Raw genomic sequence first — 17,488 nt, 5'->3', positions numbered from 1 at the left:
CCCTACCCCGGCCCGGCGGGACCGGTAACGGTTCGGCCGCGGCGGGTCGCGTCAGGGCCCGCCGCGGCGGTCGCCGTCCCCAGGATGACGGGCGACCGCCGGCGGCCGACGCCGGCCGACGACCGGAGTCCCCGTGACCGAGCGCCTGACCCTCCGCAACGTCTACCTGTACCTGGTCTGCCTGGTCACGCTGGTGATCTCGATCTTCGCGGCCGTGCAGCTGGTGCAGGGTGTGGTGGGCATCGCCTACCCCGACCCCGGCGTGGGCTTCGTCGGGGACCCGATGCTCGACGACGAGCAGGAGCGGCGGCTCGCCGAGCAGTCGCTGGACTCCCAGCGCCGCTACGAGGTGATCGGCGTGGTGGGGGCCGCGACCACGCTGTTGATCGCCCTGCCGCTGTACGTCTACCACTGGCGCCGCGTCCAGGCCGAGCGGGCGACGGCCGCCGGCCCGGTGCCCACGGCCTGACCGCGGGCACCGGATCGGCCGCCGGCTCAGCTGGGCGCGCGGTCCCGCCGGTCGGGGTCCCCGGCCTCCTCCGGGGTCCGGGCGCGGGGCAGCGGGGTGCCGTCGCCGTCGGTGTCGGCCTCGGGCACCTGGACGCCGGTCTCGTCCCGGGTGACCGTCGGGCCGGCCTGCTCCACGGTCAGGGTCGGCACCGACAGCGCGCGGACGACCAGCACCGCGAGGGCGGCGCCCACCAGCGGCGCCACGATGAACAGCCACACCTGCGACAGCGCCTCGCCCCCGGCGAACAGCGCCGGGCCGAGGGAGCGGGCGGGGTTCACCGAGGTGCCGGTGAGCGGGATGCCGACGACGTGCACCGCGGCGAGCGTGAGACCGATGGCCAGGCCGGCGAAGCCCGGCGCCGCCGCCTTGCCCGTGACCAGCAGGACGACCGCCACCAGGACGAAGGTCAGCAGCACCTCGACGACGAACGCGCCGCCGCCGCTGACGGTCTCGCCCCAGCCGTTCGAGCCCAGGGTGCCGGTCTGGTCGGTGACCTCGCCGAAGTCGCTGGTCAGCAGCGCGAGCACCGCGGCACCCGCGATGCCGCCGGCGAACTGGGCGGCCCAGTAGCACGCCGCCTCGGTGCCGGTCATCCCGCGGGACAGGAGCACGCCGAGGGTGACCGCCGGGTTGACGTGACACCCCGAGATCGGCCCGATCGCGTAGGCGAGGGCCAGCAGGGTCAGACCGAACGCCAGGGCCACGCCCAGCGGGCCGACGTCGTCGATGCCGGCGACGGCCGCGCCGACCGCGACGACGACCAGCAGGGCGGTGCCGAGGAACTCGACGGCGAGTTGACGGATCAGGAGAGGAGACACCGGCGACCTCCGGGGCGTCCGCAGCCGTCCCCCCGCGCCTCCCCCTCCGGCGGCCACGGTGCGGGCAGACACGAGCGTGACGCATCCGTCACTGCCCGCACAAGGCCCCTCGGGTGAACACCTCCGGCCACCTGACCAGGCGGAACGCCGTCGTACACAACTCCCCCGTGCACCTGGGTAGGCCCGTGCCGTGCGTGCCGTCACCTACACCCGGACCGGCGGACCCGAGGTCCTCGAGCTGACCGACCGCCCCACCCCCGAGCCCGGCCCCGGCGAGGTCCTCGTGCGCCTCGCGATGGCCGGCGTCAACCCCACCGACTGGAAGTCCCGCCGCACGAGAGAACCCGGGCCGGAGGGCCAGGTCCCCGGCCAGGACGGCGCCGGCACCGTCGAGGCGGTCGGCCGGGGCGTCGACCCGGCGGTCACCGGCCAGCGGGTGTGGGTGTGGGAGGCGGCCTGGCAGCGCCCCTGGGGCACCGCCGCCGAGTACACCGTCGTCCCGCTGCGGCAGGCGGTGCTGCTCGGTGCGGACCGGTCCTTCGAGCTGGGCGCGGCGCTGGGCATCCCGTTCCTCACCGCGCACCGCTGCCTCACCCTCGGCGAGTCGGTGCCCGACCGGATCGGCCCCGGCTCGCTCACCGGGCGGACCGTGCTGGTGCAGGGCGGCGCGGGCGCGGTCGGCAACGCCGCGATCCAGCTGGCCCGCCGGGCCGACGCCACGGTGGTCGCCACGGTGAGCAGTCCGCGCAAGGCGCAGCTGGCAGCGGCCGCCGGCGCCTCGCACGTCGTCGACTACCGGCAGCAGGACGTCGTCGCCGAGGTCCGCAAGGTCGCGCCCAAGGGGGTCGACGTCGTCGTCGAGGTGTCGGCGGCCCGCAACGCCGCCGTCGACGCGCAGGTGATCGGGATGCACGGGGCGGTGGCCGTGTACGCCGACGACGGCGGCGCCGAGGTCACCATCCCGGTGCGCGCGCAGATGGTGCCCAACGCACGGTGGAGCTTCGTCTACGTCTACACCCTGCCCGAGCGCGCCAAGGTGATCGGCGTCGAGGACGTCAACGCCGCGGTCCTCGACGGCGCGGTCCGGGTGGGCGACGACGCGGGGCTGCCGCTGCACGTGTACCCGCTGGCCGAGACCGCCGAGGCCCACCGCGCGGTCGAGGACGGCGCCGTCGGCAAGGTGCTGGTCGACGTCACCGCCTGAGCGCGGCCCGCGAGGGAGCCATTATCGCGATAATGGCTCCCTCAGCGCGCCTCAGTCGGCGGCGGGGACGGGCATCGGCAGGGCGAGGCCGGCGCCGGCGACCAGGTCCAGGTCGGCGAGGTCGCCCGGGCCGCCGTCGGCCCACGCGGTCTCGACGATGGTGACCAGGCTGCCCCCGACGGCGCTGGCGTACTCGGCGCCGGAGAGCTGCGCGGGGGCGCCGGGGTAGGTGACGCCCTCGCGGAGCAGGTCGCTGACGTTGCCGCTGCCGTCGGTGTCGGCCAGCGCCCGCAGGGCCCGCGCGGCGACGGTGTCGCCCATGTCGACCTTGGCCACCGACACGACGACCGCCCGGCCGTCGACGTCGGTCGACCACAGCGCACGGGCCAGCCCGGTGCAGTCGGCGGTCTCGAAGGAGCTCGCGACGTCGCCGTAGGAGTTGCCCACGCAGGTGTCGTCGACCTGCACCTGCTGCAGGAGGAACGTCCGGCCGTCGAGCACGCTGGCCGTGCCGGGCGTCGGCCCCGCGGCGGGCGGCGCGGCCGGGGCGCTGCCCGCGGCGGGCGGCTCCTGCGCGGAGGCCGCCTCCTCCCCGCCTCCGGTGAGCCCGGCGACCAGCCCCACGAGGACGGCGACCGCGGCCACGGCCGCGACGGCGAGCAGGGCCAGCCGGCGGTGGGCGGCGGAGGTGCGGCGGCGGGGTCCCACGAGCGGGGCGGGCGGCGCCTCGGCGGACAGGGAGGTGGCCGGCGGGGCCGCGAGCAGGGGCGCCTCGGGTGCCGGCGCGGCGACCGGGGCCGGGGCCACCGGCGGCCACGACGCGGCCTCGGAGCGGTCGTCCCCGCCGGACGAGCCACCGAAGAGTCCGCCGAGCCCGCCGGTGTCCTCGATGCCGACCGGCGGCGCCCCGGCGCCGGAGTCGACGGCGGGCGCCTCGAACCGGGCGGTGGCCGGGCGCGGCGTGGGCATCACCGGAGCGGCGGCCGCCAGGCCGGCGGCGGCCCGGGCGGCGGCCTCCTCGTCGGCCCGGATGGCGGCCGCGGCGACGGCGGCGGCCGCCACCGGGTCGACCAGCGGGCCGGCCGGCGGGCCGGCGGGGGCGGGCACCGGCGGGACCGCCGGAGCGGCGGGCGCGGGCGGGGGTGGCGACGGCAGGGCCGGCGCGGGAAGGGAGGACACCCCGCCCAGGGCCGGCGAGGCGGCCATCGCCGCCGGGGCGAGCAGCTCCCGGCGGCGCAGCACGTAGGGCGAGTACGGGAAGCCCTCGCCGTTGAGCTCCTCGACCGTGGGTCCCCGCCCCTCGTAGCCGAGCGCGGTCAGCGCGGCGCGGACGTCGGCGGTGGTCCACAGCCGGGGGTTGTCCACGCCGGCGTAGCGGGCCGCCCGGGAGATGCCCAGCAGCAGCGAGCGCGTCTCCAGCAGCGCGACCTGGTCGCCGTCGCCGAGGTCGCCGTCGGCGGGGTCCAGCCCGGTGAGGTCGCCGACGAGGACGGTGACCCGAGCGATCCGGCCCGGCTCCAGCCCGGCCCGGCGCAGCCGGACGGCGGTGTCCATGCCGGCGCGCATGAGGCCGTCGAGCGGGGTCGAGCCGCCGCCGGCCAGCTGCAGGACCTCACCCGGTCCGGCGCCGGGGCCGATCGTCCAGGCCCCCTCGGGCGTCACGGTGACCACGCCGCGCTGGCGGACCACCTCGGCGACACGCACCACTGCCAGGCCCTCCGGGACCAGGAGGACGGCGTCGGAGTACCGCCGCTCCATCGGCCCGTCGACGACGGGGAGCGAGGCCACGACGGCGCCGCGGATCGCGCCGCCGCGGTCCCAGCGGGTCAACTCGGCGTAGAGCGCACGCTCCCCCGCCGTCTGCGGCGGCACCGGGGTCAGGGGCAGCACGTGGTCCTCCGGGGGCGGGTGGGGTGCAGGGGCGCACGGGCGGGCACACGGGCGGGTGCGGAGCGGGCCCGGGCCGGCGGCCGGGACCCGACGCTACCGACACGTGACGGGCCGGTCCCGTTCCTCAACGGGTCGGCGCGCCGCCGTCGGCCGGCGCGCCGGCGAGGACGGGCTCGGCCGCCCGGCCGGGTTCGACCGGCCGCATCCAGGCGGCGTACGCCCGGCTGCCGGCGACGACGTCGACCGCCGCCCAGAGCGCGGTGAACGCCGCGACGACCAGCGTGATCGACCACCACGACCAGTTCCACGGCGGCAGGACCCCCGCCGCGTCGCACAGCCAGGCGGCGGCGTAGACCGCGGCGGCGGTGGCGGGAGCGGCGGTCCAGCCGGGCAGCCGGTGGGTGACCGCGAGGTCGACGCACACGGCGCCGACCAGCAGGACCAGCGGCAGCACCGAGGGCGGGAAGCCGATGGCCACCAGACCCGCCCACGTCACGGCGCGGTAGGCGAGGTAGGTGCCGGCGACGACGGTCGCGGTCCAGCGCCGGCCGACGACCCGGCGGGCGACGACCAGCGAGAGCAGGCCGGCGCAGAGGAGCCACGCGGGGTGCACCCAGGACGGCACCGGGAGCATGAACATCGTCGGCGTCTGGCCCTGCGCGGCGGCGAAGTCGAGCAGCTGCTGCTCGGCCGTCGTCGCCCCGGCCTCGTAGGCGCGCAGCGACAGGACGCCGTACTCCTGGTGCTGGTTGGGGAAGACCGCGTTCTCGACGAAGAACAGCCACAGGCCCAGCGACACCAGGTCGCGGACGCGGCCGGGGGCGGCGGAGAGCCACCACCCCCGGATCGCCCCGGCGAGCATGATCGCCGTGCCGATGTAGAGCAGCGCGTGGCTGGGGCTCCAGCTGGTGATGTCCAGCCCGTTGACCCGGTGGTTGACGATGTCGATCGGGATGGCGACCAGGAAGGTCGCGATCCCCCACTGCATCAGCCGCAGCGCCCGCCGGTCGACGCCGTAGCCGGTGTAGCTGTGGAACGCGACGAGGGCGATGACGACCGCGGTGCCCGCGGAGTTGAGCAGGTGCGGCGGCGCGAGGTCGTCGCGCAGCCACTTGAAGTGCCAGGACACGTCCCAGGACGAGCCGAGCATCTTGAGCAGGAACGCGCCGAGCCAGGCGGTGTAGATCCAGCGGAGCTCGGCCTCCCCCGTCGGGCGGCCCGGCCGGCCCGGCGTCCCGTAGGCCGCCCACAGCCGGCGGACGAGCGCGACGGGGTGCCGGAGCGCGGCGGCCGGCGAGGCCGGTGCCGGCGGCAGCGTCCGGGCGGGCGCCGCGGGGGCATCGGATCGGGGCACGGCAGGGCTCCAGGAGTATCGGAACGGGATGCGGCGAGGCTACCTGCGGAGACGGCCGATCCGGCGCCCCGAGTTGGCGCCGGTGTGGCGGGTGGGGTAGGCGCGGGCACGCGGACGGCCGGGACGGACGGGACCGCCGGGCGCGACGTAGGGTCGGTCGCCGTGGCGGAGAGCGGCGGGCACCTGGTCTGGATCGACTGCGAGATGACCGGGCTGGACCTCACCAAGGACAAGCTGATCGAGGTCGCCGTGGTGGTGACCGACTCCGAGCTGCGGGTCCTCGACCCGGGCCTGGACCTGGTGATCCACGCCGACGACGCCGACCTCGAGGACATGGCCGACGTCGTCACCGAGATGCACGCGAGGTCCGGGCTGACCGAGGCGGTGCGCGCCTCCACCCTGACCGTCGCCGAGGCCGAGCAGCAGGTGCTCGCCTACGTGAAGCGGTGGGTGCCCGAGCGGCGCACCGCTCCCCTGTGCGGCAACTCGATCGGCACCGACCGCGGCTTCCTCGCCCGCGACATGCCCGAGCTCGACGATCACCTGCACTACCGGATGGTCGACGTCAGCTCGATCAAGGAACTGGCCCGCCGCTGGTTCCCCCGCGTCTACTTCGCCCAGCCGTCCAAGGGCCTGGCGCACCGCGCGCTGGCCGACATCGTCGAGTCCGTCCGCGAGCTCGCCTACTACCGCCGGACGCTGTTCGTCGACGCGCCGGGCCCGTCGACGACGCAGGCCCAGCGCGCGGCCGGCGAGGTGGCCGGGTCCTTCGCGGACGTCCTCGCCGCCGCCGACGCCACCCCGCCGGCCACCGCACCCGACGCCGCACCCCCGGCCGCGTCGGAGGGCTGACCGGCTCCGGTATCCTCGTCCCTGCCCCCGGCGCCGCGTGCTCCGGGAGTGCACGCGGTGGGTGTAGCTCAGCTGGTAGAGCACCAGGTTGTGATCCTGGGTGTCGCGGGTTCGAGCCCCGTCACTCACCCCACGGAGGAGGCCCTGGTCGGTTCGCCGGCCAGGGCCTTCCTCGTCCCGGGCCGGACCGGGCCGGCCGGTGTGCACGGTCGCCCGCCGATCACGGCGTCGAGCCCGGACACCCCGCCAGGGCGCGCACTGCGCGTTCGATGGCCGGTCGCATGTCGAGCTCGGGGTCGACGGTGAGCCGGTGCAGCAGCAGACCGTCGGCGAGGGCCATGAGGGCCCTCGTGGCGGGCACGGGGTCGGCCACACCGACGGCGGCCACGATGCCCTCGGTCCACCGCTCGAACAGGCGGCGTTGCCGTCGCAGCGGCTCGCCGAGCTCGGGGTCGTCGGCGAGCTCGAGGAAGAGGGCGTAGCGGGCACGGGTGCGGGCGGCGAACGTCCGGGACTGCAGTTCCGTCATGGCGCAGAAGCCCTCGACGAGCTCGTCGACGTCCGAGACCGTCGGCATCGCACCCGGGTCGAAGTCGGCGCGCTCGCGCTCGGCGATCCAGTCCACGATGCCGCCGAGCAGCGCCCGGCGGGTGCGGAACCAGTTGGAGGTCGACCCGGGCGGGAGGCCGGCTCGTTGGTCGACCCGCGCGTGACTCAGGGCACGCACGCCCCGCGCGCCCAGCAACTCCACGGCCGCCTCGAGCGCGCGCTCGCGCGTGGCCGCAGGCATGGACTCCTCCTCTCCCGAGGTCCACCATGAACAGTGCTACTACGAACATAGTGTCTCCGCGCGAAGGAGATCGGCATGGACCTGCACGAGCCCCGCGCCCCCCGTCCCGTCGACCCGTCGGCGTGGTCGCCGCCGCTGCCACCGGCCCCCGGCTTCGACCACCTCGTCGTCGAGACACCCGGCCTCCACACCCACGTCGCCGCCATCGGCGAGGGGGAGCCGGTCGTGCTGCTGCACGGGTTCCCCGAGCACTGGTGGCAGTGGCACGCCATCGCCCCGGTCATCGCCGCACGGGGCTACCGCGTCCTCTGTCCCGACCTGCGCGGGGCCGGCTGGACCGTGGCCGACGGTCCACGGGTCGAACGCGAGACCAGACTCCGCGACCTGCTCGCCCTCCTCGACGTCCTCCACGTCGAGCGCGCCCACCTCGTCTCCCACGACATGGGCGCCCTCACCGCGGTGCAGCTGAGCTACGACCACCCCGAGCGGGTCCGCACGGCAGTGCAGCTCGCCGTGCCGCCGGCCTTCGTGGAGTTCAGCCCGAGGGTCCTCCCGGGCTTCCGGCACCTGCCCGCGTTCGTCTGGCACCGCCCGGGCGCCTCACTGCGCGGCATCTTCTCCGAGGCGTACGTCGCCCGACCGATGTCGGAGACGACCGTCGACGCGCACCTCGCCCCGATGCGCCGCCCCGACATCGACGCCGCAGTGCGTCCGCTCCTCCGGGGCATGGTGCTGCCCGAAGCCGTGCGCATGGCACAGGGCGTCTACCGACGCCGGCGGCTCACGGTGCCGACCCTCGTCGTGTTCGGCCGCCAGGACCGCCCGTGGGCCGACCAGCTGGGGCGCATCTGCCGCCGCCCGGAGCGGTACGCCGATCGCGTCGAGTTCGCCTACGTCGAGGACGCGGCGCACTTCGTCACCGACGACGCCCCTGCCGCCGTCGCCGACCTCACGCTCGACTGGTTCCGACGAGCCGCCTGACGGAGAGGTCCGGCGGCTCGACGGACGGCGGTCGGACCGCGGTCGGCGTCGTCTGCAGGTCCAGGTCCCGGGGGGCCACGGACACCGCCGAGCCGGAGCCGAGCCGCCCCAGCGGTCGATCAGCGCCCGGCGCGCAGACGCCGGTCGGTGCGGTGCACCGCCGCCCGGATGGCCGGTGCGCGCCGGGGGTGCACCCGGGCGTTGGGGCTGTCCGGGCCGTGTCGGCGCAGCATCTCCGCCAGCCGGTCCTCCACGGTCATCACCTGACCGTCGGGGCCGGTGGTCTGGTCGGCGTAGGTCAGCGCGTCGGCGACCGGGCCGCAGGCGTAGCGGGGCTCCGGGAAGGCGCGCATCGGGCCGGCCAGTCCGCGGTCCGCGGCGATGAACCGGGCCGCCGAGTGGTGCGCGACCAGCCCGGCCAGCGACTCGGGCCAGCCGAGGTCCTGCAGGTGCCAGGCGCCGTCGAGGGGGTGGAATCCCGACCGGTGCAGCCGCGGCGCGTAGCCGATGTCGTGCAGCCAGGCGGCGGCGACCAGCACCTCGCGGTCGGCTTCCGGCACCGCGGTGGCGATCGCGGCGGCACGGCGGGCGACGCCCTGGGTGTGCTCCCAGCGGCCGTCCGCGTCGGTGAGCAGGTCACGGGCGAGGCCGCGGGCGGCGTCGGCGAGTGGATGCCGTGCGACCGCGTCGTGCAGCCCCCGCTGTTGGAGGTCGGGCACGTCGGTGACGGTACGCCCGCGCGCCGTGACCCGCGCCCGGTTGGCGCGCGGACACCGAGCACCGCGCCGCCGGCGGATGCCGAGTGGGAGATGAACAGTTGGTTGCCGCGGTCGTGCGACCCGGGCGCCGTCGGCCACCCTGCCCACGCGGCAGCCTCGCGACCGTCCCGTCTCCACCCTGCCGCTCGGGCTGTCCCAGTGGCTCCGCCGGGACCAGCCCGGGCGGCTGCGCAGGGGCTGCGACGTCCCGGTCACCCACCTCGTCGCCGACGCTGCCGCGACCACCTGACGGACCGGGACGGGAGGCCGTCGGCCCAGGTCAGGGCAGCCTTCCCTCGCTGGCGAGGGCCCCGCCGGACTGTCACCCTGAGGCCATGACGACGATGCAGGAACTCCCCCAGGTGCAGGACTGCTCGGTCAGCAGCTGCTCCTACAACGCGGACTCTGCCTGCCACGCGGGCGCCATCACGGTCAGTGGCGACCACGCCCACTGCGGCACCTTCGTCGAGATCTCGTTCCGGGCCGGCCTCGACCGCACCGGGATGGTCGGCGCGTGTCACCGCTCCGACTGCCGGCACAACGAGCAGCTCGAGTGCACCGCGCCGGGTGTCCGGGTCGGCCCGGCGGCCGACGCGGCCGACTGCCTGACCTACGAGGCCAGGTAGTCGAAGCCCCCCACCGGCTCGAGGGACAGCTCCCCGGCGGCACCGGCGCGCAGCGCGCCGTCGGCGAACGACAGCGCGGCGACGGAGTCGGCGTCGTCGACGAGGACGGCGCAGCCGGGGCCTGCGAGCGGACGGACGGCGGCCAGCACCGTCCGTCGGTCGGCCGCGGTCAGCCCGTCGGTGAGCCGGTCGACCAGCACGATCGCGGCTCCGTCGCGGCCGGCCTGCGCCAGGGCCTCCAGACGCGGCCCGACGCCCTCGGCGGCCGACGCCGACAGCCGCCGGGCCGGGACGGCACCGTGCCCGTCGGCGCAGCGACCCGTGCTCTCGTCGAGCGCCGCCATCACGTGGCGGCGGACGCGTTCCGGTCCGAGCAGCACGGTCACCTGTCCGAGCGGCAGCCGCAGTCCCATCGAGCCTCCCTGGGTAGAGCAAAGGGAAGCCTAACCTCATCGCGGCGCGCGCGTCCACGCCCGCACGGGATCCGGGGAACGGGAACGGCCGCATCCGGGTGTCCGGTGGGACGGCCGGGACTGCTGTGGCGGACCGTGCCGGACACGCACCGGCCGGTGCTTCTTTGGCCCCGCCCGGGCTCGGACGCTGGCGTCATGACGACGACCGCCTACTCCTACGGGACCGCCCACGCCGTCGTGATGGTCGGCTCGGTCGGCACGCCGGAGGGTCTCCAGCCGCGGCAGATCGGACCGGCGCACGCCACCATCGGCCGGGTCCAGGGCCGCAGCCGCAAGTCGCTGTGCGGTGCCTACGTCGCCGTCGACGACGAGACCGTGTGGCCGCCGGAGGGCTACGAGGACCACCAGCTCTGCCAGGAGTGCGCCGAGCTCGCCCGCCTCTGACCCGGCCGCTCAGCCCCCGGCCACCGAGGGCAGCACCTGCACGACGGCGCCGTCGCGGACGGCGGTGTCCACGCCCGCCGTGAACCGCACGTCGTCGCCGTCGACGTAGACGTTGACGAACCGGCGCAGCGCCCCGGCCTCGTCCCGGATCCGCCGTTCCAGCACCGGGTGCTCGGTGGCGAGCGCGTCGAGCAGGCCGGCGACCGTGCCCGGCACGGGCTCCACCAGCAGCCGCCGCTGCCCGCCCACCAGGTCGGCGAGCACCCCGGGCAGGAGCACCTCGACGGTCATGCCGGCCGCGCCGCGCGCACGCTGAGGACGTCGGGAAGGTGGGCGGCCACGAGGGTGAACGAGTCCCCCTCGTCGCGGCTGGCGTAGACGCAGCCGTCGCGGGTGCCGACGTACACCCCGGTCGGGTCGGCCTCGTCGACGCAGACCGCATCGCGCAGCACGGCGGTCCAGGAGGCGTCGGGCAGCCCGTCGCCGAGCTCGGTCCAGCTCTCCCCGGCGTCCCGGGTGCGGTGCACCCGCAGCCGGCCGCCGGGCGGGGTCCGGTCGGCGTCGGCCACCAGCGGCACCACCCAGGCGGTGCCCGGCGTCCGCGGCGAGGCGGCCACGGGGAAGCCGAAGTCGGCGGGCAGCCCGTCGGCGATCGAGGTCCAGCGCCCGCCGACGTCGTCGGTGCGGAAGACGCCGAAGTGGTTCTGCGCGTAGAGCCGGTCGGGGTCGGCGGCGTCGACGGCGACCTTGTGCACGCACTGGCCGTACTCCGGCGGCGGCCCGGGGAGGAACGACGTGGTGATGCCGGAGTTGCGCGGCTCCCACGAGGTGCCGCCGTCGTCGCTGACGTAGACGCCGCCGGTGCTCATCGCCACGACGACGCGGTCGCCGGTGGGGTGCGGCAGCACGGTGTGCACGGCGCCGCCGCCGCCGCCGGGCTCCCAGGTGGGCCGGTGCGGGTGGTCCCACAGCCCGCGGACCAGCGCGAACGTGCGGCCGCCGTCGTCGCTGCGCCACAGCGAGTGCGGCTCGCAGCCGGCCCAGACGACGCCCGGCCGCCCGGCGACGTCGGGCCGCAGCTGCCAGACCCGGGCCAGCGCGGCGCCGGTGTCGGCGGGGAAGCGGATCGCGCCCTCGTCGGTCTCCGACCAGGTGCGGCCGAGGTCGTCGGACCAGGTGACCGTGGGACCCCAGTGGCCGTAGGTCACCCCGGCGAGCACACGCGGCGCCGGGCCGCGCACGTCCAGACCGACCGCGGCGACCTCCTGCGCCACCAGGTGCGGCCCGTCCAGCTGCCAGGTGCGGCGGTCGTCGTCGCTGCGGGCCAGCCACAGCCCCTTGCGCGTGCCGATGGCGAGCAGGTCGGTCACGGCGCCCTCCGGTGTCCGGTGGGGCCCGGCCGGCCCCGCTCACCAGGGACAGACCGCCGTGCCGGCCGGAACTGAGCGGTGCGAGCGCGGGTCAGCGGCGGGTGGCGCCTCCGGGGCCGTCGCCGGTGGCCGGGGCGTGGCCGTCGCGGTCGGCCACGCCGGGCGCGAGCTTCTCCGCCTCGGCCCGCAGCCGCTCCGCGGCCGACGCGTGTTCCTGGGCGCTGGCCGCCCGCTCGCGAGCCTCCTGCTCCGCCAGGCGGGTCCGCTCCTCGACCTCGGCGCGCTCGCGGCGGGCGCGGGCTGCCTGCTCCTCGGCCAGCGCCTGCTCCTTCTCCGCCTGCGCGCCGCGCAGCCGGGCCTCGTCCAGGCGCTCGCGCGCCTGCAGGCGCTGCTGCTCGCGGCGCCGGGCGCCGGCCACCCTGCTGCGCTTGGCCAGCGCGAGGGCGATCAGCGCCAGTACCACCAGCGCCACCACCACGATGAGGACGATCACCCAGGTGTCCACGACGCCTCCCCTTCTCCGAGAACCGCTGGTGAGGTGCCCTCCGCGGCGGCTCAGGAAACGGAGATCACTGCAGGGCGCTGCTGGCCCGCCACTGGTCCCAGGGGATGGTCCAGTCGGCGATGTCCGAGGTCAGCGTGCCGGCGTCGGAGTTGACGATCTCGACGACGTCCCCCGGCTGGGAGAACTCGTAGAACCAGCGGGCGTTCTCGTCGGAGAGGTTGATGCAGCCGTGGGAGACGTTCTCCCGGCCCTGCTGCGCCACCGACCACGGGGCGCCGTGGACGAACTCGCCGCTGTCGGACAGCCGCACGGCCCACTTGACCGGCGTCCGGTAGCCGTCGGGGCTGTCGACGGGCACGCCGTAGGTGCTCGAGTCCATGACCCGGTCGGCGTTGAGCTCGGTGACCACGTGCGGGCCGTTGTAGCTCGGGTTCTCCGGGCTGCCTGCGCTCATCGGGAAGTCCTGCACCAGCCGGTCGCCGTCGTAGACCTGCAGCCGATGGGTGGCGGCGTCGGCGATCGAGACGTGCCGGGCACCCACGCGGAAGGAGACGGTGCGGTCCTCCCGGCCCCACACGCCGTCGCCGAACGGGACGCCGTAGAGGTCGGCCTCGAGGGTGACGTCGGTGTCCGCGGGCCAGTACTGCGAGGGCCGGAAGTGCACCTCGGTGTCGTCGATCCAGCTCCACACGCCGTCGGTCGGGGTGGAGCTGGTGACCAGCAGGTGGCTCTCGACGGCGGCCTTGTCGGTGACCGGCTGCTCGAAGAAGACGCGGATGGGCATGCCGACTCCCACGGTCTGCCCGTCGAGCGGGCCGATCGCCGGGGTGGCCAGCGCGTCGGGGACGGCGGTGGTGAAGGTGCCGGTCGCCTCGGCGCGCTCGTCCTCGGCGTTCACCGCGGCGGCCGTGACCGTGTAGGTGGTGCCCCACTCCAGCGGGGTGTCGGGCGTCCACAGCTCGGTGCCGTCGGTCTCGCCGGCGGCCACCTGCCCGGGCACGTCGGTGCCGGCGCCGTCGGTCACGCTGACCTCGGCCAGCTCGCCGTCGGTGACCGAGATCTCCACCGGGTCGCCCGGGGCGACGTCGGCCGCGCCGTCGGCGGGGGCGAGCCGCAGCTGCGGCGGAGGCGCGTCAGCGGGCGTGGTCGCCGTCGCCGAGGCGGACGAGGAGGACGACGAGGCCGACGCCGACCCGCCGTCGCCGCCCGCGCTGCACCCGCCGACCAGCGCCAGCACCCCCACCGTGACCAGCGCCGCTGTCCGTCGCACGCCTGCTGCCCGCCCTTCGGTCCCGCCCGCCCGCGACCCGGCCGGGCGCGGCTGCACCCGGCCCAGTGTCCACGCCGTGAACGGGGAGTGGCGGTTCGTCGGTCCCGCCCCCGGCGGCGACCGCCGGCCGGGCGCTGGTATCGTTCCCTCCCGGAGCCCACGCAGGCGGGCGACACGCGCCATTAGCTCAATTGGCAGAGCAGCTGACTCTTAATCAGCGGGTTCGGGGTTCGAGTCCCTGATGGCGCACCACTCCCCGACCAGCGGCTCCCTCCTCCGGAGGGGGCCGCTTCGTCGTCCCCGGGGCAGCCCAGCGCGGGTCACCCCGTCAGCCGGTGCTCGTGCAGCCGCCCGGGACGCCCCTCGAGCCGGACGTCGCCGACGGGCACGAAGCCCACGCTGCGCAGCACGCCCAGCGAGGCCATGTTGTCCAGCGCGGCGGCGGCCACCAGCCGCCGGAGCCCGTAGCGCTCCCGGGCGAGTCCGAGGACCCGACGGACCCCGCCCGTGGCCACGCCGCGGCCGGCGACCCGTTCGGCCACCCGGAAGCCGAGTTCGGCCTGTCCGTCCTCGACGTCGACCAGGTTGACGCGGCCGACCACGCGCCCGTCGTCCTCGACCAGGACGTGGAAGTGGCAGTGACCGGCCGCCTGCTCCGCGAGCAGGGCGGCGTGCCGCTCTGGGAAGGAGGCGAAGTACCCGTCCCCCCGGTCCGGCACGGACCGCGCGAACCAGGCCCGGTTCTCCTGCTCGAAGGCGAGCACAGCGGGGGCGTGGTGGAGGGCGAGGCGCTGCAGGTCCGGCACGCGTCCGAACGTAGTCAGGCGGTCACGCCGCTCACCCGGGCGCCGTGCCCTCGCACAGCGGCAGCTCCGCCACGGTCAGCGCGGCGAGCCGCTCGTCGAGGGCCCGGTAGTCCTCCCCCTCCCGCTCGAGGAACGCCGCCCAGGCCGGCTCGTCCCGCCAGCGGTCGACCGTGACGAAGCGGGTCCCGCCCTCGGCGCTGCGGAACAGCTCCGTGCCGGCGTAGCCCTCGGCGCGGGCGAACAGCCGTGCCCAGTCGCCGTCGGGGCCGTAGGCCGCGACGAACCGGTCGACCGCCGCGGGCAGCACGTCGAACTGCCAGATCCGCAGGTACACGGGCGGTCAGCTCATCCGCAGCCCGTGCTCGGCGAGGGCCTCGTCGAGGATCCGCAGCGCCTTCGGGCCCACGCCGTGCAGCGCGGCCAGCGACGTGCGCGGGACGCCGGCGAGTTGGTCGAGGCGCGTGTAGCCGGCCAGGCGCAGGGCCCCGGTGGCCGGCGCGCCGATGCGCGGCAGCTCGTCCAGTGGCGTCACGCCCCGGACCGTAGCGCCGCTCGGTGACGGTCAGCTCCGGACGGCGCGCACCACCCTCCGGACGCCGAGCACCGCAGCCCCGGCGCCGGCGATCCACGGCCCGGCGACGACCACCGGGTCGAGGAGCTGGTGCCGCGCGTCGCTGCGACCCCGCCGCGACCGCAGCCCGCCGCGGGTGACCTCCGTCCGCAGGCCGGTGGCGGGCACGTCGGGGCGCAGCGAGGCGAACGACCGCAGGTGGGCACCCCACGCGTCGACCCGGTCACCGGCGATCAGCAGCAGCCAGTGCGCCAGCCGGCCCTCGCTGAACCGGGCGTAGGCGACCCGGCGGATCGCCCCGGACAGCCCGTGCAGCGGCTGCGCGGTGCCGAACACCGGCGTCACGAAGGCGTGCTCGATCGAGCGCTCCCTGCCCTCGCCGCCCGGCTGCCGCTCGGGGAAGTCCCAGTGGGCGCCGGTGTCGGCCGGGTACTGCAGCTTCGGGTACGACGGCCGCACGGCCGGGTCGAGGTCGGCGCCCCAGCCGGGGATCCGGGCGCGCAGCTCCTCGCGGCTCGGCGGCGGTGTGCGCTTGTCCCGGACGTACGCACTCGGGATGGCGCTGGGGACGTCGGGGTCGGTCACGGGGGCTCCTCAGGCCGCGTCGGGCACGATCACCGGCTTGATGCAGCCGTCGAGCTTGCTGGAGAACACGTGGTAGGCCTCGGCGATCTCCTCCAGCGGGAAGCGGTGCGTGACCACCTCACGCGGCGTCAGGTGGCCGTTGCGCACGTGCTCGAACATCCGCGGCCACTGCCGCTTCACCGGCGTCTGGTTCATCCGCAGGGTGAGCCCCTTGTTCAGCGCGTCGCCGAACTTCACCGCGTTGGGGATCGGCCCGTAGGCGCCGACGACGGCCACCGTGCCGCCCTTGCGCACCCCGTCGATCGCCCAGTTGAGCGCGACCGGCGACCCGCCCTGCAGCTTGAGCTTGGTCCCGGTCACGTGCTGCAGGAGGTTGCCGTCGGCCTCCGCACCCACCGCCTCGATGACGACGTCGGCGCCCAGGAAGTCGGTCTGCTCCTTGAGCTCGACGACGACGTCGTCGTACTGGTCGTAGTCCAGCGTCTCGGCGTGGGCCATGGTCCGCGCCTTCTCCAGCCGCTCCTGCAGGTGGTCGACGACGATCACCCGGCCCGCGCCCATCAGCCACGCCGACTGGGCGGCGACCAGGCCGACCGGCCCGGCACCGAGGACGACGACCGTGTCGCCCTCGGCGATGTCGCCGAGCTGGGCGCCGAAGTAGCCGGTAGCGGCGGCGTCGGTCATCACGACGGCGTCCTCGTCGTGCAACCAGTCGGGGATCCGCACCGGGCCGACGTCGGCGAACGGGACGCGGACGTACTGCGACTGGCCGCCGTCGTAACCGCCGGTCGTGTGCGAGTAGCCGTAGATGCCCCCGACGGCGGTCGCGTTGGGGTTGACGTTGTGGCAGTTGGAGTACAGGCCGCGGGCGCAGAACCAGCACGACCCGCAGAAGACGTTGAACGGCACCATGACCCGGTCGCCGACCGACAGGTTCTGCACCGAGGGCCCGACCTGCTCGACGACGCCGATGAACTCGTGGCCGAAGGTGTGACCGACCCGGGTGTCCGGCATCAGCCCGTGGTAGAGGTGCAGGTCCGAGCCGCAGATGGCGGCCAGCGTGACGCGGACGATCGCGTCGTTCGGGTGCTCGATCGCCGGGACGTCCTTGTCCTCGACCCGGACCTTGTACGGCCCGCGGTAGACCATCGCGCGCACGGTGTCTCCCTCTGTCGGCGAGGACCGGTCCGGCCGGCCGCTGCCTGCGCCGTGCCCGGGGTCCGCGCGACGGAAACGGGCCGCCGTCAGTCGGCCGTCGCGCCCGGGCCGCCGGGGACGTCGTCGTCCGGCCGCCGCCACCCGCCGGCCACCGCGGTGACCTCGGCCAGCAGCGCCCGCAGCCCGGCGGCCCGGTCGCCGAGCTCCTCCTCGTATCGCGCCAGCACGCCGGCGGCGTCGGCGGCGAGGTCCCGCCCGCTGCCGGTCAGCCGCACCAGCCGGCCGCGGCGCCGCGCGGGGTCGGCCACGGTCTCGAGCAGCCCCAGCCGCACGAGACCGGCCACCAGGTCCTGCTGGGCCTGGCGGGTGGTGCCCAGCCGCCGGGCCAGCTCGGCGGGCGGGGTGCCGCCCGGGCCGAGGTGGGCGAAGACCAGCGACTGCGCGGCCGTCAGCCGCGGCCACCCGCGCGCGGCCAGCTCCTCGCGCAGGGCGGCGTCGAACGCCCGGCCGGCCTGCAGCAGCAGGTAGGCCAGCGGCAGCTCCGCCCGCCGTTGCACGGGTGTCAGGTTACCTGACACCATC

General features: G+C 76.0%; 22 protein-coding genes and 2 tRNA genes. 8 read left to right on the top strand and 16 right to left on the bottom strand.

All coding sequences use genetic code 11. From position 1 onward, the window contains the following. Positions 1-133 precede the first annotated feature (133 nt). Complete coding sequence (locus ACI79O_RS14695; protein WP_456914515.1) at positions 134-469, top strand: hypothetical protein; 336 nt, start codon at positions 134-136, stop codon at positions 467-469. Positions 470-495: 26 nt separating this feature from the next. Here ACI79O_RS14695 and ACI79O_RS14690 read toward each other — a convergent pair whose 3' ends face one another. Continuing rightward, positions 496-1,329 carry an aquaporin gene (locus tag ACI79O_RS14690; RefSeq protein WP_456889602.1) on the bottom strand — a complete coding sequence of 278 codons (834 nt, stop codon included), beginning with the start codon at positions 1,327-1,329 and terminating at the stop codon, positions 496-498. A 190-nt stretch (positions 1,330-1,519) separates the two neighbouring features. Here ACI79O_RS14690 and ACI79O_RS14685 point away from each other — a divergent pair, with 190 nt between their 5' ends. Beyond that, complete coding sequence (locus tag ACI79O_RS14685; protein ID WP_456889604.1) at positions 1,520-2,533, top strand: NADPH:quinone reductase; 1,014 nt, start codon at positions 1,520-1,522, stop codon at positions 2,531-2,533. A 51-nt stretch (positions 2,534-2,584) separates the two neighbouring features. Here the strand turns inward: ACI79O_RS14685 and ACI79O_RS14680 are convergent, their stop codons facing one another. Next, positions 2,585-4,423: a hypothetical protein gene (locus ACI79O_RS14680; RefSeq protein ID WP_456914514.1), complete on the bottom strand. Its 1,839-nt coding sequence runs from the start codon at positions 4,421-4,423 to the stop codon at positions 2,585-2,587. Positions 4,424-4,547: 124 nt separating this feature from the next. Then, positions 4,548-5,777, bottom strand: coding sequence for a hypothetical protein (locus ACI79O_RS14675; RefSeq protein WP_456914513.1), 1,230 nt, complete (start codon positions 5,775-5,777; stop codon positions 4,548-4,550). Between the two features lie 162 nt (positions 5,778-5,939). Here ACI79O_RS14675 and orn point away from each other — a divergent pair, with 162 nt between their 5' ends. Then, positions 5,940-6,629, top strand: a complete 690-nt coding sequence (gene orn, locus ACI79O_RS14670) for an oligoribonuclease (protein WP_456914512.1) — start codon at positions 5,940-5,942, stop codon at positions 6,627-6,629. A 57-nt stretch (positions 6,630-6,686) separates the two neighbouring features. Further along, positions 6,687-6,762: transfer RNA gene (locus ACI79O_RS14665), tRNA-His, on the top strand. 87 nt (positions 6,763-6,849) lie between these two features. Here the strand turns inward: ACI79O_RS14665 and ACI79O_RS14660 are convergent. Beyond that, on the bottom strand, positions 6,850-7,419 hold the full coding sequence (locus ACI79O_RS14660) for a TetR/AcrR family transcriptional regulator (protein ID WP_456889611.1): 570 nt from the start codon (positions 7,417-7,419) through the stop codon (positions 6,850-6,852). A 75-nt stretch (positions 7,420-7,494) separates the two neighbouring features. Here ACI79O_RS14660 and ACI79O_RS14655 point away from each other — a divergent pair, with 75 nt between their 5' ends. After that, positions 7,495-8,400: an alpha/beta fold hydrolase gene (locus tag ACI79O_RS14655; RefSeq protein ID WP_456889614.1), complete on the top strand. Its 906-nt coding sequence runs from the start codon at positions 7,495-7,497 to the stop codon at positions 8,398-8,400. Positions 8,401-8,519: 119 nt separating this feature from the next. Here ACI79O_RS14655 and ACI79O_RS14650 read toward each other — a convergent pair whose 3' ends face one another. Continuing rightward, positions 8,520-9,119, bottom strand: coding sequence for an HD domain-containing protein (locus ACI79O_RS14650; protein WP_456889616.1), 600 nt, complete (start codon positions 9,117-9,119; stop codon positions 8,520-8,522). Positions 9,120-9,493: 374 nt separating this feature from the next. On the opposite strand from ACI79O_RS14650, the gene ACI79O_RS14645 reads away from it, so the two are divergent. Then, positions 9,494-9,784, top strand: a complete 291-nt coding sequence (locus ACI79O_RS14645) for a DUF1540 domain-containing protein (protein ID WP_456873440.1) — start codon at positions 9,494-9,496, stop codon at positions 9,782-9,784. Here the strand turns inward: ACI79O_RS14645 and ACI79O_RS14640 are convergent. Beyond that, positions 9,769-10,197 (bottom strand): hypothetical protein, encoded by a 429-nt coding sequence (locus tag ACI79O_RS14640; protein WP_456889618.1) that lies wholly within the window; start codon positions 10,195-10,197, stop codon positions 9,769-9,771. The genes ACI79O_RS14645 and ACI79O_RS14640 overlap by 16 nt on opposite strands. 195 nt (positions 10,198-10,392) lie before the next feature. Between ACI79O_RS14640 and ACI79O_RS14635 the strand changes: the two genes are divergently transcribed. Continuing rightward, positions 10,393-10,641 carry a hypothetical protein gene (locus tag ACI79O_RS14635; protein WP_456873442.1) on the top strand — a complete coding sequence of 83 codons (249 nt, stop codon included), beginning with the start codon at positions 10,393-10,395 and terminating at the stop codon, positions 10,639-10,641. A gap of 9 nt (positions 10,642-10,650) precedes the next feature. Here ACI79O_RS14635 and ACI79O_RS14630 read toward each other — a convergent pair whose 3' ends face one another. The 4 genes from ACI79O_RS14630 to ACI79O_RS14615 form a co-directional block, all read right to left on the bottom strand. Beyond that, entirely contained in the window at positions 10,651-10,932 is a 282-nt protein-coding gene (locus ACI79O_RS14630) for a MoaD/ThiS family protein (protein ID WP_456914511.1), read from the bottom strand. Beyond that, on the bottom strand, positions 10,929-12,011 hold the full coding sequence (locus ACI79O_RS14625; protein ID WP_456914510.1) for a WD40/YVTN/BNR-like repeat-containing protein: 1,083 nt from the start codon (positions 12,009-12,011) through the stop codon (positions 10,929-10,931). The genes ACI79O_RS14630 and ACI79O_RS14625 overlap by 4 nt, the downstream gene beginning before the upstream one ends. Positions 12,012-12,102: 91 nt before the next feature. After that, positions 12,103-12,516 (bottom strand): hypothetical protein, encoded by a 414-nt coding sequence (locus tag ACI79O_RS14620; protein ID WP_456889625.1) that lies wholly within the window; start codon positions 12,514-12,516, stop codon positions 12,103-12,105. A 64-nt stretch (positions 12,517-12,580) separates the two neighbouring features. Beyond that, a complete protein-coding gene (locus ACI79O_RS14615) occupies positions 12,581-13,786 on the bottom strand; it encodes a L,D-transpeptidase (protein WP_456914509.1) in 1,206 nt (401 codons plus the stop codon). Positions 13,787-13,962: 176 nt separating this feature from the next. Here ACI79O_RS14615 and ACI79O_RS14610 point away from each other — a divergent pair. After that, positions 13,963-14,038 (top strand) — tRNA-Lys (locus ACI79O_RS14610). A gap of 68 nt (positions 14,039-14,106) precedes the next feature. On the opposite strand, the gene ACI79O_RS14605 is transcribed toward ACI79O_RS14610, so the two are convergent. The 6 genes from ACI79O_RS14605 to ACI79O_RS14580 form a co-directional block, all read right to left on the bottom strand. Continuing rightward, positions 14,107-14,592 carry a GNAT family N-acetyltransferase gene (locus ACI79O_RS14605; protein ID WP_456889627.1) on the bottom strand — a complete coding sequence of 162 codons (486 nt, stop codon included), beginning with the start codon at positions 14,590-14,592 and terminating at the stop codon, positions 14,107-14,109. A 31-nt stretch (positions 14,593-14,623) separates the two neighbouring features. Next, complete coding sequence (locus tag ACI79O_RS14600) at positions 14,624-14,926, bottom strand: antibiotic biosynthesis monooxygenase family protein (RefSeq protein ID WP_456889628.1); 303 nt, start codon at positions 14,924-14,926, stop codon at positions 14,624-14,626. Positions 14,927-14,932: 6 nt separating this feature from the next. Next, positions 14,933-15,124 (bottom strand): DNA-binding protein, encoded by a 192-nt coding sequence (locus ACI79O_RS14595; RefSeq protein WP_456889629.1) that lies wholly within the window; start codon positions 15,122-15,124, stop codon positions 14,933-14,935. Between the two features lie 30 nt (positions 15,125-15,154). Then, positions 15,155-15,748 carry a hypothetical protein gene (locus ACI79O_RS14590; protein ID WP_456889630.1) on the bottom strand — a complete coding sequence of 198 codons (594 nt, stop codon included), beginning with the start codon at positions 15,746-15,748 and terminating at the stop codon, positions 15,155-15,157. A 9-nt stretch (positions 15,749-15,757) separates the two neighbouring features. Beyond that, positions 15,758-16,897 carry a zinc-dependent alcohol dehydrogenase gene (locus ACI79O_RS14585; protein WP_456914536.1) on the bottom strand — a complete coding sequence of 380 codons (1,140 nt, stop codon included), beginning with the start codon at positions 16,895-16,897 and terminating at the stop codon, positions 15,758-15,760. A 95-nt stretch (positions 16,898-16,992) separates the two neighbouring features. Next, positions 16,993-17,463, bottom strand: a complete 471-nt coding sequence (locus tag ACI79O_RS14580; RefSeq protein WP_456889631.1) for a MarR family winged helix-turn-helix transcriptional regulator — start codon at positions 17,461-17,463, stop codon at positions 16,993-16,995. Positions 17,464-17,488: the final 25 nt, after the last annotated feature.

Source organism: Geodermatophilus sp. SYSU D00696 (genome assembly GCF_054050235.1).
Note: the sequence above shows the minus strand (reverse complement) of the source record. Positions and strands in the feature narration are given on the sequence as shown.